The 14,702-nt window shown below is 66.0% G+C and carries 12 protein-coding genes and 1 pseudogene; 3 read left to right on the forward strand and 10 right to left on the reverse strand.

Annotated features, from left to right (window positions below):
• Positions 1 to 63: 63 nt before the first annotated feature.
• Complete coding sequence (locus V6584_RS04840) at positions 64 to 846, forward strand: Fic family protein (RefSeq protein WP_340469335.1); 783 nt, start codon at positions 64 to 66, stop codon at positions 844 to 846.
• 39 nt (positions 847 to 885) lie between these two features.
• On the opposite strand, the gene V6584_RS04845 is transcribed toward V6584_RS04840, so the two are convergent.
• The 4 genes from V6584_RS04845 to miaB are packed head-to-tail and all read right to left on the reverse strand — an operon-like array spanning position 886 to position 5,010.
• Positions 886 to 1,953 (reverse strand): zinc-dependent alcohol dehydrogenase family protein, encoded by a 1,068-nt coding sequence (locus tag V6584_RS04845; protein ID WP_340469336.1) that lies wholly within the window; start codon positions 1,951 to 1,953, stop codon positions 886 to 888.
• Positions 1,950 to 2,555, reverse strand: a complete 606-nt coding sequence (locus V6584_RS04850; protein WP_340469337.1) for a MerR family transcriptional regulator — start codon at positions 2,553 to 2,555, stop codon at positions 1,950 to 1,952. The genes V6584_RS04845 and V6584_RS04850 overlap by 4 nt, the downstream gene beginning before the upstream one ends.
• A 33-nt stretch (positions 2,556 to 2,588) precedes the next feature.
• Positions 2,589 to 3,590, reverse strand: coding sequence for a tRNA (adenosine(37)-N6)-dimethylallyltransferase MiaA (miaA, locus tag V6584_RS04855; protein WP_340469338.1), 1,002 nt, complete (start codon positions 3,588 to 3,590; stop codon positions 2,589 to 2,591).
• Positions 3,574 to 5,010, reverse strand: a complete 1,437-nt coding sequence (gene miaB / locus V6584_RS04860; protein WP_404802600.1) for a tRNA (N6-isopentenyl adenosine(37)-C2)-methylthiotransferase MiaB — start codon at positions 5,008 to 5,010, stop codon at positions 3,574 to 3,576. Before miaB ends, miaA begins: the two co-directional genes overlap by 17 nt.
• A gap of 208 nt (positions 5,011 to 5,218) precedes the next feature.
• Here miaB and V6584_RS04865 point away from each other — a divergent pair.
• A pseudogene (locus V6584_RS04865) lies at positions 5,219 to 5,911 on the forward strand (GTP pyrophosphokinase); the annotation flags it as partial.
• 154 nt (positions 5,912 to 6,065) lie between these two features.
• Here V6584_RS04865 and V6584_RS04870 read toward each other — a convergent pair.
• Positions 6,066 to 6,905 (reverse strand): aldo/keto reductase, encoded by an 840-nt coding sequence (locus V6584_RS04870; RefSeq protein WP_340469339.1) that lies wholly within the window; start codon positions 6,903 to 6,905, stop codon positions 6,066 to 6,068.
• A 253-nt stretch (positions 6,906 to 7,158) separates the two neighbouring features.
• On the opposite strand from V6584_RS04870, the gene V6584_RS04875 reads away from it, so the two are divergent.
• Positions 7,159 to 8,097, forward strand: a complete 939-nt coding sequence (locus V6584_RS04875; RefSeq protein WP_340469340.1) for a Bax inhibitor-1/YccA family protein — start codon at positions 7,159 to 7,161, stop codon at positions 8,095 to 8,097.
• Positions 8,098 to 8,193: 96 nt separating this feature from the next.
• On the opposite strand, the gene V6584_RS04880 is transcribed toward V6584_RS04875, so the two are convergent.
• The 5 genes from V6584_RS04880 to V6584_RS04900 all read right to left on the reverse strand — a co-directional run bounded on the left by V6584_RS04880 (position 8,194) and on the right by V6584_RS04900 (position 14,701).
• Positions 8,194 to 10,821 carry an HAD-IC family P-type ATPase gene (locus V6584_RS04880; RefSeq protein ID WP_340469341.1) on the reverse strand — a complete coding sequence of 876 codons (2,628 nt, stop codon included), beginning with the start codon at positions 10,819 to 10,821 and terminating at the stop codon, positions 8,194 to 8,196.
• Positions 10,822 to 10,823: 2 nt separating this feature from the next.
• Positions 10,824 to 11,660 (reverse strand): hypothetical protein, encoded by an 837-nt coding sequence (locus V6584_RS04885; RefSeq protein ID WP_340469344.1) that lies wholly within the window; start codon positions 11,658 to 11,660, stop codon positions 10,824 to 10,826.
• Positions 11,657 to 12,925 (reverse strand): class I SAM-dependent RNA methyltransferase, encoded by a 1,269-nt coding sequence (locus V6584_RS04890; protein WP_340469345.1) that lies wholly within the window; start codon positions 12,923 to 12,925, stop codon positions 11,657 to 11,659. Before V6584_RS04890 ends, V6584_RS04885 begins: the two co-directional genes overlap by 4 nt.
• Before the next feature lie 154 nt (positions 12,926 to 13,079).
• Complete coding sequence (locus V6584_RS04895) at positions 13,080 to 13,784, reverse strand: DUF3159 domain-containing protein (RefSeq protein ID WP_340469755.1); 705 nt, start codon at positions 13,782 to 13,784, stop codon at positions 13,080 to 13,082.
• A gap of 92 nt (positions 13,785 to 13,876) precedes the next feature.
• Positions 13,877 to 14,701 (reverse strand): DUF3710 domain-containing protein, encoded by an 825-nt coding sequence (locus tag V6584_RS04900; RefSeq protein ID WP_340469347.1) that lies wholly within the window; start codon positions 14,699 to 14,701, stop codon positions 13,877 to 13,879.
• Position 14,702 lies beyond the last annotated feature (1 nt).

The raw sequence follows: 14,702 nt of genomic DNA on the forward strand, positions 1-14,702 counted from the left end.
ACGACCGGACCCAGCCCCCTGCCCGGACGGCAGGCCTGCACAGGATGGGGTACCATCGGTGGCATGACACCTGCGGAGCGCGAGAGCGCGGTGGCCTTTGCCCTGCGCAACTGCCGGTTGGATGGGATCGATCCCAGCGGGAAGGCCATGGAGGCCGCCGCCGGGTACACCTCCGGTGCCATAGCGGCCTCCCGCCTCCCCACCCTGCTGGCGCCAGGAGCGCAGAAGCCGTCAGGAGAAGCCGGTGGGGACCGGGAGCGGGGGGCATCTTCGGAATCAGGAAAAGACCGGTATGCCGATGCCGTCTTCGCCGGCACCATATTGACCTGCGAGCGCGGCTGGCGGCCCAGTGGCGACCTTGGCGAACTCCAGGCCATCCACGCTTCGGTCTTCGCCTTCACAGGCGCAGGGGCCGGCAGAATAAGGTCAGACCAGGAGGAGGGACCCGATGCCCAGGGGGATGATGCCTTCTTCCCGGCCGCCCTCCTCCAGCAGGGGGCGGCCGCCATCGGCAGCGGCCTGGCCGAGGAGGGGAACCTGGCCAACCTGGACTTTCCCGCCTTCATCGACCGGCTGACCTACTACTACGACGAATTGGGCTACCTCCACCCCTTCCCCTCGGGCAACGCCATGACCCTGCGCATGTTCGCCTCCCGTCTCTCCCATGACGCGGGATGGGACCTGGATTGGGCCCTGGTTGACAGGGCCGGCTACGAGAAGGCCACCCGGGCGGCCTACCTGGGCGACACCGGCCTTCTGAAGAGGATGCTCTGGGGAATCGCCAGGCCGGCCAATCCCACCCGCATCTTCCTGGTCGCCGGTTGGGAACAGGGCCCGGCCCACTGACCCGCCACGGGAGTGAGGGACCAGGCGGGCCCGTCACCCTCAGACCTCGCTGACCCGGATCAGGGACTTGATGGCCTGCCGGCGGTCCATGGCCTCGTAGGCCTGACCGATATGGTCCAGGTCGAAGGAGGCCGTGAAGACCCGGCCGGGATGGATCTGCCCCTGCAGGACCTGGTCCAGGAGGCCGCCCAGGTCGTACGAACGCACGGGGGCGGAACCCCCGCGCAGCCCTATGTTCTTGTAGAAGGTCCGGTCCGGGGGGATGGTCACGTCGTGGGGGACCCCGACCCGGCCTATGATGGCCCCCGGCCGCGCGATGTCAAGGGCGGTCTGAAATGCCTGGGCGGACCCGACGCATTCAAGGATGGCATCGGCACCGTAGCCGCCCGTCAGCTCCATGACCCGGTCCACACCCTCCTGGCCACGTTCGGGGATGATGTCGGTGGCGCCGAACGCTTCGGCCAACCGCTGCCTGTCCTCGTGGCGGCTCATGGCGACGATCCTGTCGGCTCCGCGCAGGCGCGCAGCCAGGACCCCGCACAGACCGACGGCCCCATCGCCGATGACCACGGCAGTATCCCCCTGCCTGACCTCGGCCGAAGCGGCGGCATGGTAGCCCGTCGCCATCACGTCGGAGAGGGTGAGCAGGTCGTCCAACATCTCCTCCGAGAATCCGCGCGCCCTCTCGGACCCGCCGGGGACCACCACCAGGGTCCCGTCCGCCAGGGGGACGCGGAGGTATTCGGCCTGGCAGCCCATGCCCGGATCAGAACCGAAGAAGCCGCCCCTGGGGCAACCGGATTCGAATCCGGCCCGGCAGACGGGGCAGGTGCCGCAGCTGAAGGGGAAGGGGACGATGACGAAGTCTCCCGGCCTGGCCCCATGGACCTCCGGACCGACCTCCTCGACGACGCCGATGGCCTCGTGGCCCAGGGTGGAGCCCGCCTTCTTGTCGGTGAGCCCCCGGTAATACCAAAGGTCGGACCCGCAGACACAGGCCCTGACCACCCTGATCAAAGCGTCCGTCGGCTCCTCGATGCCCGCCTTGGGGACCTCCCTGAGGGTGACCCCCTCCTGCCCGCTGCCTTCGAATATGACCGCTTTCATGCCGCTTCCTCCTTGATAGCCATGCTTCTTGCACGCTTTTCAGGCCTGACCTGACGGGCCCCGGCCGAACGACGGGCCGCCTGGATGATGTCTGCCCCCTGGTCAAGGACCTCCTTGGCCCCGGCCTGGTCGTGACCGCCCACCCTGGACCAGTATTCGATCTTCACTGAAACGTAAGCCCTCCTGATGCGCAGGAGCTCCATCTGCCTGTCCAGCCTGTCGCCCTGGGCCCGAAGGAGCTCGATCTGGCGGTCGGCCTTCCGGGGCCCCTGCGAGCGGTTGGCCAGATACTCCCTCATGTCGTCCAGGGACATGCCCGTGGCGCTCAGGCAGGAGATGGTCATGAGCAGGTCGATGTCCTGATCGTCATATGACCGGTGGCCGCTGCTGGGGTCCCTGGCGACGGGGGGTATGATGCCGATCGACTCGTAATAGCGCAGGGTGCTCTCGGGCAGGCCCGTCAGGACCGAAGCCTCGCGAATGGTGTGCCAGGTCGTGACGGATCCGCCTCCCCCACCGACACTTCCGGGGGGTGCAGGGTGGAGTGAATCTTCTTGGCTGCGGCCTGCGGGACCGTATTCCTCACCGGTTATGACATCCATAACGGTCAGCCTAAGAACTTAAAGCACTTGAAGTCAATCACACAGGGAACCGAGGGGGTGGCGGGCCCGGCCCGGATCCCCTTCACCATCGTCGAACCGGCCTTGATCCGCCTGGTCGATCAGGTCCAGGGCCCTGTCGACCAGGTCCGGGGCCAGGGCATCCAGCCAGTGGATCCTCGGGTCACGCCCGAACCAGCCCATCTGTTTGCGGGCCAGCCTCTTGGTCCGCTGAGCTATGAGAGCGTAGGCCTCATCCTCCCCCATGACCCCGTCCAGGTACCCGATGACCTCCTGATATCCCAGGGCCCTGGCCGCGGTGGGACCCAGACGGCCTCTCAGGGATCGGACCTCCTGTGTCAGACCACGCTGCCGCATGGACTCGGTCCTTTGGTCGATCCGCCTGTCCAGTTCCTCCCTGGGCAGGTCCAAACCCACCTGGAGGGCAGGCATGACGTACTGGTACCGGGGCAGGGTGGCGGAGTACGGACGGCCTGTCAGCTCGATGACCTCCAAGGCCCTGATGGTGCGGCGGACGTTGCGCGGGTCCATTCTCTGCGCCGCCTCGGGGTCCTTCCGGCGCAGTTCCTGGAAGAGGACGCCTCCCCCCTCCCTGTCGGCCCGGACCTCCAGGGCCGCCCTGACATCTGGGTCGGTGCCGGGGAAGCTGATGGCATCGATGACGGCCCGGGTGTACAGGCCGGACCCACCCACCAGGACCGGGCGGACGCCGCGGGCCTCCATGTCGGCGATCAGGCTCCTGGCCATCCGCTGGAAGCGGGCCACGCTCATGGCCTGGTCCGGTTCGACCACATCTATCAGGTGGTGGACGATCGCGCCCATCTCGGCCTTGGTGGGTTTGGCCGTGCCGACATCCAGCCCCCGGTACATCTGATAGGCATCGGCATTGATGATCTCCGCGCCCTCCCCCCGGGCGCACAGCCTCCCGGCCAGGGCGACGCCCAGGCCCGTCTTGCCTGAGGCGGTGGGGCCGACGATCGAGACCACCACCCTCTCCTTCTCACCTCCGTATGGCATAGGCCTGGCCAGCCTCGGGATCGGGATCGGCTATCAGATAATGCGGCCCGCTGCCGGTGACTGTGCAGGTGACCAGGTCGCCCGGAACCGGTGCCCTGTGACCCGCCGGTGTGCCGACATGGACCAGGATGCCCGTGCGCTCATGCCCGCTCACCCGGTGGGTCTGCCCGTCGTGGTGACCCTGGCGGGGTTGTATCAGCACCTCGACCGTGGAGCCGACCGCCTGGGACATCTGGTCGGTGGTGATGGATTCCTGCAGGGCCTGCAGACGGTCGAACCGGTCCTGGACCACCTGCTTTGGAAGGGGCTCCATGGCGGCGGCCGGGGTGCCGGGGCGGGGTGAGTACTCAAAGATGTAGGCCGATGTGAAGCGGGCCCTCCTGACCACCTCCATGGTCTGTTGGAAGTCCTCCTCGCTCTCGCCGGGGAAACCGACGATGATGTCCGTGCTGATACGGGCGTCGGGCATGGCCATGCGCACCCTGGACAGGATGTCCAGGAAACGTTGCGAGCGATAGGACCGCCTCATGGCCCTCAGGATCCTGTCCGACCCGGATTGGAGGGGCATGTGGAGCTGGTGCATGACGTTGGGCGTCTCCGCCATGGCCCGGATCACCTGGTCGGTGAAGGCGGCGGGGTGGGGCGAGGTGAAGCGGACCCGCTCCAGACCTTCGATCCGTCCGCAGGCGCGCAGGAGCTTGGGAAAGGCGTAGCGGTCACCTGTGGACCAACCGTAGGAATTGACGTTCTGGCCCAGAAGGGTCACCTCCTTGGCCCCGGACCGCACGCAACGGGCCACCTCGTCCAGGATCTCCCCCATGGGCCTGTCGCGCTCCCGCCCCCTGACCGAAGGGACGATGCAGAAGGTGCAGGTGTTGTTGCACCCGACCGAGATGGAAACCCAGGCCGAGCTTCTGGAAGCACGGACCGTGGGAAGCTGGCTGGGGAAGACGGCCAGGTCGTCAGCGACCTCCACCTGGGGGCTGCCCGTCCCGGCCGCCCTGTCGAGCAGGCGGGGCAGGGAGCCGATGTTCTTGGTCCCGAAGACGGCATCGACCCAGGGGGCGGTCCGGGTGATCCGCTGACGGTCCTTCTGGGCCATGCAGCCACCCACGGCGATGAGGGTGGAGGGGTTTGCCTGCTTGTAACGGGCCCAGCGTCCTATTGTCCCGTACATGCGCTTTGTGGCGTTGTCCCTGACCGCGCAGGTGTTGAGGACCATCACGTCGACCTGGCGGGCCTCCACCTGGCCGGGACTGGCCGGCCGGTAGCCGTCGGCCTCCAGGACGCCGGCTATGCGCTCGGAGTCGTGCTCGTTCATCTGACAGCCAAGTGTGTGGATGTAGTAGACGCCCTTGACGGGTGCCTTGCCCGCCCCATCCATGGTCTGCCGGGCGCCCCCGGTCCTCTCTGTGCTCATGGTTTCCGATTGTAGGCAAAGGGCGGGTCCGGCAGGCCCGGCCTGAAGGCGGGCGGGTTCATGCGCACGGCGCGCCGGAGGGGACCCGCCATGCAGCCCGGCCGTCACAGGGGCGGGAGCCCGGTCACAGGTCAGGTTGCATAATGGGGGACGTATCATCGGAGGTATTCACTGGGAGGCACACGTGATACTCGACCGCAACAATGCGATGAGCACATCTGAACTCAGGCAGAGCCTGTCTGCACTCGACGACGATCGCAGGCCCAAGCTCACCAAGGAGGAGATCGTGGACTTCGTGAACCTCATGCAGACCTATGAGGGGGCCATGTACGAGATCAGCACCAAGCTCGAAGTCCTAGACAGCGAGTTCCAGGTGCGTTTCAGCCACAATCCCATCCACCACATGGAACGGCGTCTGAAAAGCGTGGATTCGCTCATCGGCAAACTGGACCGGAAGGACCTGCCCGTCACCATCGAATCTGTCAAGGACCACATCTTCGACGTGGCCGGCGTCAGGGTCATCTGCAACTACAGGGACGACGTCTATGCCGTCTCCCGCTACCTGTCTGACCAGTCGGACATCCAGGTGCTCAGGGTCAAGGACTACATACGCAGTCCCAAGCAGAACGGGTACCGCAGCCTCCATGTCATATACGCCGTCCCCGTCTTCCTGACCTCGGGCCCCCACTACACGCCGGTTGAGGTCCAGTTCCGAACCATAGCCATGGACTACTGGGCCTCCCTGGAACACCAGCTGCGTTACAAGTCCGACCTGCCGGACAACAAGCTGGCCGAACACTCACAGACACTGCTGGACTGCGCACGGTCCCTGCAGAACATCGAGGTGCAGATGCAGTCCATCCACCGCGACATCTCAGGCGCCCCACAGGAGCAGGAATCGGACGACGCCAGAATCCGGGCGGCCGGCTCCCTGGCCGGAGATACGGTCCGGGAGGACGGCTCCGGCCCGGAGACCAGGGTCCAGGCCTGATTCAGCCTGGAGGCAGAGGGCAGGGACAGGTCCTCCTGTCCCCCTCCCCCTGCCTCTCCTTATGTCAGAAGTTGAAGTGGTCCGGGTCGCCCCCGGTCCTCTTTCCCGAGTCCATGGCCGTGATGGCGGCCATGTCCTCGTCGTCCAGCCTGAAGTCGAAGACCTGGGCGTTCTCCTCTATCCTGTTGCGGTGGACCGATTTGGGGATGACGATGACCCCCCTCTGGAGGTGCCAGCGTATGATCACCTGGGCCGGCGACTTGCCGTACTTGTCGCAGATCTGCTTGAGTCTGGGGTCGCCCAGGACCGAGCCGCCGGAACCTCCCAGGGGGCTGTATGCCTCCACATCCACCCTCAGGTCACCGTGGCAGTAATCGATCAGGTCCTGGTTGACGAACTGGGGGGATGATTCCACCTGGTCGACGGCCGGCTTGGTGGAGCTGATCGAGTGGAGCTCCTCCAGGTGGTGCCGCTGGAAGTTGCAGACCCCGATGGCCCTGACCCGGCGCTGTGTGTAAAGCTCCTCCATCTCCTCCCAGGCCTGCTGCCAGCCCCTGGCCGGCCAGTGGATCAGGTAGAGGTCTATGTAGTCGGTCCCCAGCCTGTCCAGGCTCTCCTGATAGGCCTGTCTGGTCCTGCCGGCGCGGATGTCGTCATTCCAGAGCTTGGTGGTGACGAAGACATCGCGGCGGCTGACCCCCGACCTGCGGATCCCCTCCCCTACGGATTCCTCGTTTCCGTAGATCATGGCGGTGTCGATATGCCTGTATCCCGCCTGGAGGGCCCAACAGACCGCATCGCTGGTGGCCTCCCCGTCGGGGGTGCGGAAGACGCCCAGTCCCAGTTGGGGAATCGGGACCCCGTTGTTCAAAGTGATCATGGTATCTGAGACAGTGCCGTCCATCAGGATTTCAATCCCCCTTGTTCTCATCGGTCCCGCAATCCGGGCCTCTCGTTCACGCCCCATCGTAGGTCAAGGGAGCCGTCCCCGGTCGACCCGACATGGCTGCGGGCGCCCGACGATTCCCAGGAGATACCCAGAATGAGATGCCCTGAAGTGTGTACACTGGTGAAAACGGCAGAAGGGGAACAAAAGGAGCGGGACCACCGGTCCCACGCCGGACTTCCGCAACCAACCGCTCGGCAAGGAGGAGCATATGGCATTTGACGGCCAGCCCCAGGGCAACGGTTATCAGAACAATCCCGGACAGGTGGGTTATGACCAGGCGGGACAGGGACAGAGGGGGTACCAGCAGCAGCCCCTGTACCGGCAGGAGCAATACCAGCAGACCGGATACGGACAGACGGGCTACCAGGCCTCCCAACCGCAGGCCCCTTACATGCAGGCCGCCTACGGCCCTGCCGGTTCCCAGGCCACCGGCTACACAGGAGGGGCGGTCAACACCGATGCCTCCTACACACGCGACCATGCGGAGCGCATATCCATGGCCCGCGCCTATGGGGAGATGGCAGTCGGCCTGGTCGTGACGGCTGCCGTGGCCTATCTCTCGGCGGCATCCGGCCTCCTCCTGCGCTTCCTCATGGCCACGGGAAGACTGGGCTGGATCGGGATCATGATCGTGCAGGTGGTCTTCGCCGTCTCCCTCAGCGCCAAGGTGATGACCATGAAGCCCTCGACGGCCAGGGTCATGTTCTATCTGTATGCGGCCCTCATGGGGTTCACTCTGAGCACAATCTTCATGACCTATTCCGTACCCGGTATCTTCCTGGCCCTGCTGATCAGCGCCGGCTTCTTCTTCGTACTCAGCATGCTCTCATTGACGACCAGGAAGAACATGCTTGGCCTGGGGTCCATATTCATGGTGGCCCTCCTGGCCCTCATCGCCGTCGAAGTGGTCCTCCTCTTCGTCGCCCCCTCCAACACCACCCTCATGCTGGTCGCGGCCCTGAGCATCGTCCTCTTCGCCGGGCTGACCATATACGACGCCCAACAGACCAGGGCCATCTTCGAGGCCTATGCGGGCCAGGGCACCGAGGTCATCGAGCGCGTTTCCATCCTCTGCGCCCTGAACCTCTACCTGGACTTCGTCAATCTCTTCGTCTACATACTTCAACTGGTCGGTCAAAGGGACTGAGAAGGCATCCGGCCTCCCCTGCAGGAGGAATGGAAAAGGGGAGGGGCACGGTGAAAACACCGTGCCCCTCCCCTTTTCCGACCCGCTTTCCCTTCTTCAGGCAGCGGGTTGCCGGCCATCCGGCACGGACGGCGGCCTTTTGCTGACTGCCCTGCCGGTCAAGGCGGGCAGGAGGAGGCCGGCCAGGATCATGAGAACGGCCCCCAGGAGGACGAAAGCCCCGGTCAATCCGAGGGCCCTGCCCTCAGGGAGCGATATGGCGAAGAAGTCGGCGACGAAGGGGATGAGGGCACCGATCACACCGGCCGCCGCGAAGACCAGGACAAGGACCCCCCTCCAGGAGCGCAGGGGGCTGGCCACCCTGGCCAGGACCATGACCCCCATGAAGAACAGGACGATGGCACAGACCGACCTCAGCGCCTCCAGATCCCCCGCAAGGGCCACCCGCCATCCCATCAGGGAGGGCAGGGACCAGGCGGCCGCAAGGACAGCCAGGGCGGTGGCTATGCCTCCTGGAAGGGCGAAGGCTACCACCCGCCTGAGGAAGCCGGGCTCATACCGCCGGGTGTTGGGGGCCAGGGCCAGGAAGAAGGCCGGCATTCCGATGGTCAGGGCGCCGATGTAAGTGATGTGACGCGGCAGGTAGGGGAAGGGTATCCCGCTCAGGACCACCCCCAGGGAGATGAGGGCGGAGTAGACGGTCTTGACCAGGAAGAGGCCGGCCACCCTCTCCATGTTGGCCATGACCTGCCTGCCCCGGGCCACCACATCGGGCAGGTGGGAGAATTTCGAGTCGATCAGGACCAGCTGGGCCACGGCCTTGGTGGCAGGTGCGGCGTTGCCCATGGCGATGCCCAGGTCCGCCTCCTTCAAGGCCAGGGAGTCATTCACCCCGTCTCCCGTCATGGCCACGGTATGGCCACTCAGATGGAGGGCTTGGACAATGGCCTTCTTCTGGTCGGGCAGCACCCTGCCCAGAACGTCGACATCCTCCAGGACTTTGGAGAGTTCACCGATGTCTTCGGGCAGCCGGCGGGCATCCATGGACCTGGGCTTGGCCTCCCCCGTCAGGCCCACCTTGCCGGCTATGGCCGCCACGGTGGCCGGATTGTCGCCTGAAATGACCCGGCAACGCACCCCCTGCTCCCTGAACCAGGCCAGCGTCGGTGCGGCATCCTCACGGATATGTTCGGAACATGCGATCAGGGCCAGGGGCTCCAGATCGCCGGGGAGGGTCCCATGCTCCGTGAACCAGCCGTCGTCGACCCTGGTCCCCGTAGGCAGGTCGAGACTTGCCAGCATGAGGACCCGGTGCCCGCCGTCGGCCAGCCGTTCCACCTCCTGCTCCACCCTTGGATGGCGGCCGGACTGCGGCGCCATGAGGATTTCGGGGGCACCGAAGTACCAGGCCCTGCCGCCCTTATGGACGATGGCGCTCCACTTGCGCGCCGATGAGAACGGGAGACGGGCCAGGACCAGGTCGGAGGGTCTGGTACCCGCCAAGCCTTGCAGGATGGCCCTCCCGGTGGCGTTGGGGTCCCCCTCGGCGCAGACGTCGACCAGGGCCTGTTCCAGAGCGCCCCCTTCCGGATCGCCACCCCCTGACCGGCCTCCTCCAGACAGGTCCCCGGGCGCCGTCAGGGTCCTGTCGGAGACCGGAGCCGGCGAATCGGGCCGGATGGGGATCAGATCGTCGAAGACTATGCCGCCATCGGTGATGGTGCCCGTCTTGTCCAGATTGAGTGCATCGACCCTGGCCAGGGTCTCCACCGATTCCATCTGCTGGACAAGGGTGTTCTTCCTGGCCAGACGGATGGCGGCCAGGGCGAAGTTGAGCGAGGTCAAAAGGACCAGGCCTTCGGGGATCATGCCCACCACGCCGGCCACGGCGGAGACCACGGCCTGCCGCCAGGAGCCGTCGGCCAAGGCCTCGTGGAAGCCCCCCACCGACCGCATCTGGGTGAAGATGAGCAGGATGCACAGCGGGACGACCACCACGGTCATGACCTTGAGGATGGTGTTGATCCCATCGTTGAGGTCCGAGTGGACCTTCTTGTAGACCTTGGCCTTGGCGGTCAATTTGGCGGCGTAACTCCGGGCGCCCACGGCGGTGACACGGGTCAGGGCCATGCCGGACACGGCGGTGGAACCGGAGTAGGCCTGGTCCCCCTCCCCCTTGCGGACCGTGCGTGATTCACCGGTCAGCATGGATTCGTCCAGTTCCAGCCCGTATGACCGCACGATGCTGACATCGGCCGGGACCTGATCGCCGGACCTGATCCACAGGAGGTCGTCCATGACGATGGCATCGTGGGCCACCGGCAGGTCGGCCCCCTCCCGGTGGACGTAGTAATCCGAGGCGACCAGGATGGAGAGGCGGTCCAGCGTGCTCTTGGCCTTGAGCTCAGTGGCTATCCCGATGCCCGTGTTGATGATGATGACCAGGCCGAAGACGGCATCCTTCCACTGGCCGGTGAGGAGGACGACGACCATGGCACCCAGGATTATCGCGTTGAAGAGGGTGAAGACGTTGGTACGGATGATCTGCCAGAGGGAGCGCGAGGACCCCTCCTCGGTCACGTTGACCCTTCCATCGGCCTGCCGTCGGGTCACTTCCTGGCTTGAAAGACCGGGTTCATCCACCCGGGGGAAGGAGGGTGCCTGACCTGCCGCGCCCTGATTCTTCTGGCCGGGTCCACCTGCCTCATCCCTGCCTGCAGCCATGTTCATTTCCTGTCCCCTCCTGCTTCGACGCCCTGATCCCGCCTGTCCAGGCGGACCTTGATTTCGCTTTCATGTCGTCCGTCATCGACCATGGTCTGTATCGCCCAGGTCAGGGGCCGTCCGGCGGGATCATCCCCCACCGTCAGCCTGGCCGCAAACAGGAGGGGATCGATGTCCACCTTGTCCGCCGACGAGGGGCCCTGGATGATGGCGACGGGAATTCCCGCCCTCCTGGCGGCCGAAAGGGCGGAGTCCCAATCCCCCTTGCCTGGGGAATGTATGAGAATCAGTGAGGCCCTCCTGCCGATGGCCTGGCCCACTGCCTCCTCCTGCTCCCGCGTGGAGGTGGCATCCAGGTAGAAGGCCCTCATCCTGTCCCGGTCCATGGCCTTGAGGACATCACTGTCCGACAGGCCATCAGGCTCCGTGGATTTTGCAGAAGGGGACGGGAGGGCGGCCGGTCCCCCGTCTGCGGGGCCCTCACCGCCACCATCCGTCAGGTCCTTGCCGGCCGGCCTGACGGCTCCGATGAATCCGACCAGGACATTCGAGCGGTCCACCCCGTCATGGTCGGCGGTCCCCACCTTCCATGTATTCCCCACGGCCCTGCCCGAAGGGGCGCAACCGGCCCCGGACAGGACAAGGATGCAGGCCAGAAGGAGGGGGAAGAGGAGACGACAGGTCTTAGGGCAGAGGGAAGGAAGTGGGCGCAAGAGCGCGCGGATAGGCCGGCCACCACCCGCATCCGGACCTCTTCCAGCCGCCGCCCCCGTCCGGAGCGGCACCTGGTGGGCCCCCCAGCCCAGAAGGTAATGGAAGGGGCGGGCCGGCTGCCTCATCGGGACTCCCGGGTCCTGGTGAAGACCGCTATGGTTTCCACGTGATGGGTCATGGGGTAGATGTCATAAGCATGGATCCAGTCCAACCTGTACCCCAGGTCGGACAGGGTCCTGGTGTCCCTTGCCAGACTGGTCGGGTCACAGGCCACGTAGATGATCCTGCCGGCGCCCGCCTGGGCGATCTGCCCGCAGACGGCCGCCTTGGCGCCCGCCCGTGGCGGGTCCAGGAGGACCAGGTCCGGCCTTGCCAACCTCCTGGGCAGACCCTTGGCGAGTATCCGCCCCACATCCCCCTGACGGAGGCAGACATCAGACAGTCCGGCCGCTTCAAGGTTCCTCCGGGCGTCCCGGACCGCCCGGGCCGAGCCTTCGACGGCCAGGACCCGGCGGGGGGTGGTCGCCCTGTCGGCCAGGGGGAGGGTGAAAAGGCCCGATCCGGAGTAGAGGTCCCACACCACCGGAGGACGGTCCCGCCCGGCGGAGGGTCCCGCCTGGGAAAGGACGGCCGAGACAAGGAGGGATGGGGCCTGGCAGTGGACCTGCCAGAAACCCGAGGCATCGACCCTGTATGAGTAAGTACGGACGCCGACCGCGACCTCCTCCCTCACCCTGGGCACACCCTGCCTGACATGACCGTCTTCCAGGATGGCGAAATCGTCTCCGGCGCCTCCTTCGGCGGCCGGAACGGCCAGGCGGATCCGGCTGCCGGGCCTGAATCCCCCCTCCCATATGCCGTAACGGTCCGCCAGATCGAGGAGGTCACGGGTGGCCAGGGGCATGGTCGTCAGCGGGACACGGTCATGGGAGGCCCGGCGCCGCATGGAGGGGCGTCCCTGCCCGTCCGCGACCAGGTCGATCCTGGTCCTCCAGTTCAGACCCGACCGTGCCAGATCTCCTTCCGGCCTGTCGATGGGGATTGGGGTGCGCACCCCTCCCAGCCGCTCCATCTGCTGGGCGATCACATCGGCCTTCCAAGCCAGCTGTCCGGACAGGTTCACATGGACCAGGTCGGCACCTCCCAGACCGCCGCCCCAGGCGAGGGGGCCGGCCAGGGGCCAGACAGGGTCCACTCGGTCGGGACTGGGCTCAAGGACGCGGACCACCTCGCCTGTGCGGAAGCGATCCCGGCGGTCGTGCGGCTCATCCAGGAGCACGTCGACCAATTCTCCGGGCAGGGCGAAACGGACGAAGACCACCTGGCCGTCAACATGGCCCACGCACCTTCCCTGATCGGCGTAACGTTCGACGCGCACACGCACTTCCATAAATGAATCGTCCCTTTCTCCGGAGGCGAACAGCCATGCAGGGTTCCGTCAGCAGCCGGGTGCCGAAGTTGATGGGGCACCTGGTCGGCCACAGGAGGATGGGCATGCCGGTTGATCGGGCTCCAGTCTACCCCCTGGACCCGGATTGGTGGCCTCAGGCCCCTTCAGCCCGGTCCCCCTCCCCCTCAGCCTGCTCGGCGGCCTCCCGCCCTGCGGCGAGTTCCTCGGTGTGGTGATGGAAGGGGGTGGCGATGATCAGCCAGGAGATCCAGATGGCCAGGGCGTACAGGGGGATTCCCATGATCAGACGGGCCGTACCCAGCAGGCCCACCGACTTGGTCAGGTAGAGGGGCACCTGGACGAGCAGACGGAGGGCGAAAACGGCGATCCACATGAGTGTGACGATGGTGTAGGCCTTCAGGAGAGGGCGGTCCGACCGCCACCTGCGGAGCCAGTCACGGAAGCCGGAAAAGACCGGGTCCCTCACATATTCCACCAGGGCCCCTATCCCGGGCACCTTGACCAGGACGGTGGCAGACAGGAGGACAATCCAGAAGATGTTGATCAGGAAGCCGGGCAGGTAGTAGTTCCTGGCATCCTTGCTCAGCCAGGCCCAGACCAGGCAGATGGCCACTGACAGGAGGCCGGTCAAAGCCCCCAGGAAGGACTGGCGGGTCACCAGGCGGATGGCCACCTGGACCAGGGCCAAGGCACCGGAGGCGATCACGGTCCATTTGAGCTCCCTGGTGGCGACGAACATGACGACGAAGAGGAGGCCGGGCAGGACGGATTCGACCATCCCCCTGACGCCTCCGATGGCTTCATAGACCGAAAAATCCTCGTCCGCCAGGGCTGCCAGCCCCGTGTGCCCTGTCCGCCCGGCCCCGGCTTCCTGCCGGGAATCGCCGGTGCTTGCGCCCTGACCGCCGCCTTCGTCCGCCACGGCCGCCCTCAGCGGACTTCCGAGAACATGGGGCCACGGGAGAGGGTGGTCTTCACCTCGGTCTGCTGATCGCTGTCAAAGGGGCCTTCAGGACGGTCAGGAATCTGGTCCTTGGCCTGGTCCTCCCCCTCCTGGTCGCCTCTGGCGGCCGCACGCTGCAAGGGGGTGACGGGGGTATGCATGGGAATCAGGTCGCGCGGGGCCAGGGGTTCCTCCCCACGGACGATGACCAGGTCGGAGAAGTACCTGTCGAGCACATCCTTCTCATCGCCCTCCTGGGCCGCCGGTCCGGAGAAGATTCCACGCAACATCCAGCGCGGGCCGTCGACACCGACGATCCTGGTCATCAACTCCTTGCCACGCAGGGTGACGGGGAGCATGAGCTCGGTGCCGAAGACCCCGTCGACCTCCTTGGCCTTGGGGTTGGCCTTGATGAGGTCCCTGCGGACATCGTCCCACATCCCCAGGCTCCTGGGGGCGGCGAAGGCCTCCAATTCGAGGCTGGAACCCCCGTAAGTGACGGTGGCGCCAAGAACCTGGCCCGTCTCACGGTTGGCTTTCAGCCTCAGTTCGCTCTTCTGGAGGAAGGGGAGCATGAGTGCGCCGATGTCCAGGTAGTCGTCGTAGTCGATGACGTCCTCGTCATCGCTGTCCCAGGGGCCGTGGTCCACACCGCGCTCACCCCTGGTGCCGTCATCGGCCTCCTCTCCACCGTCCCGCTCGCTGGAGCCCTCATCCTCGACATCCTTTTTTACGGCGGTCAGGTCCTCCTCTCCGGAGGGGGCCGTCTCCTGGCCCTTCCTGCGCTTCCTGCCGAATCCGAACAATCCCATG

The organism is Bifidobacterium favimelis (genome assembly GCF_037963085.1).
GTDB classification, from domain to species: Bacteria; Actinomycetota; Actinomycetes; order Actinomycetales; family Bifidobacteriaceae; genus Bombiscardovia; species Bombiscardovia favimelis.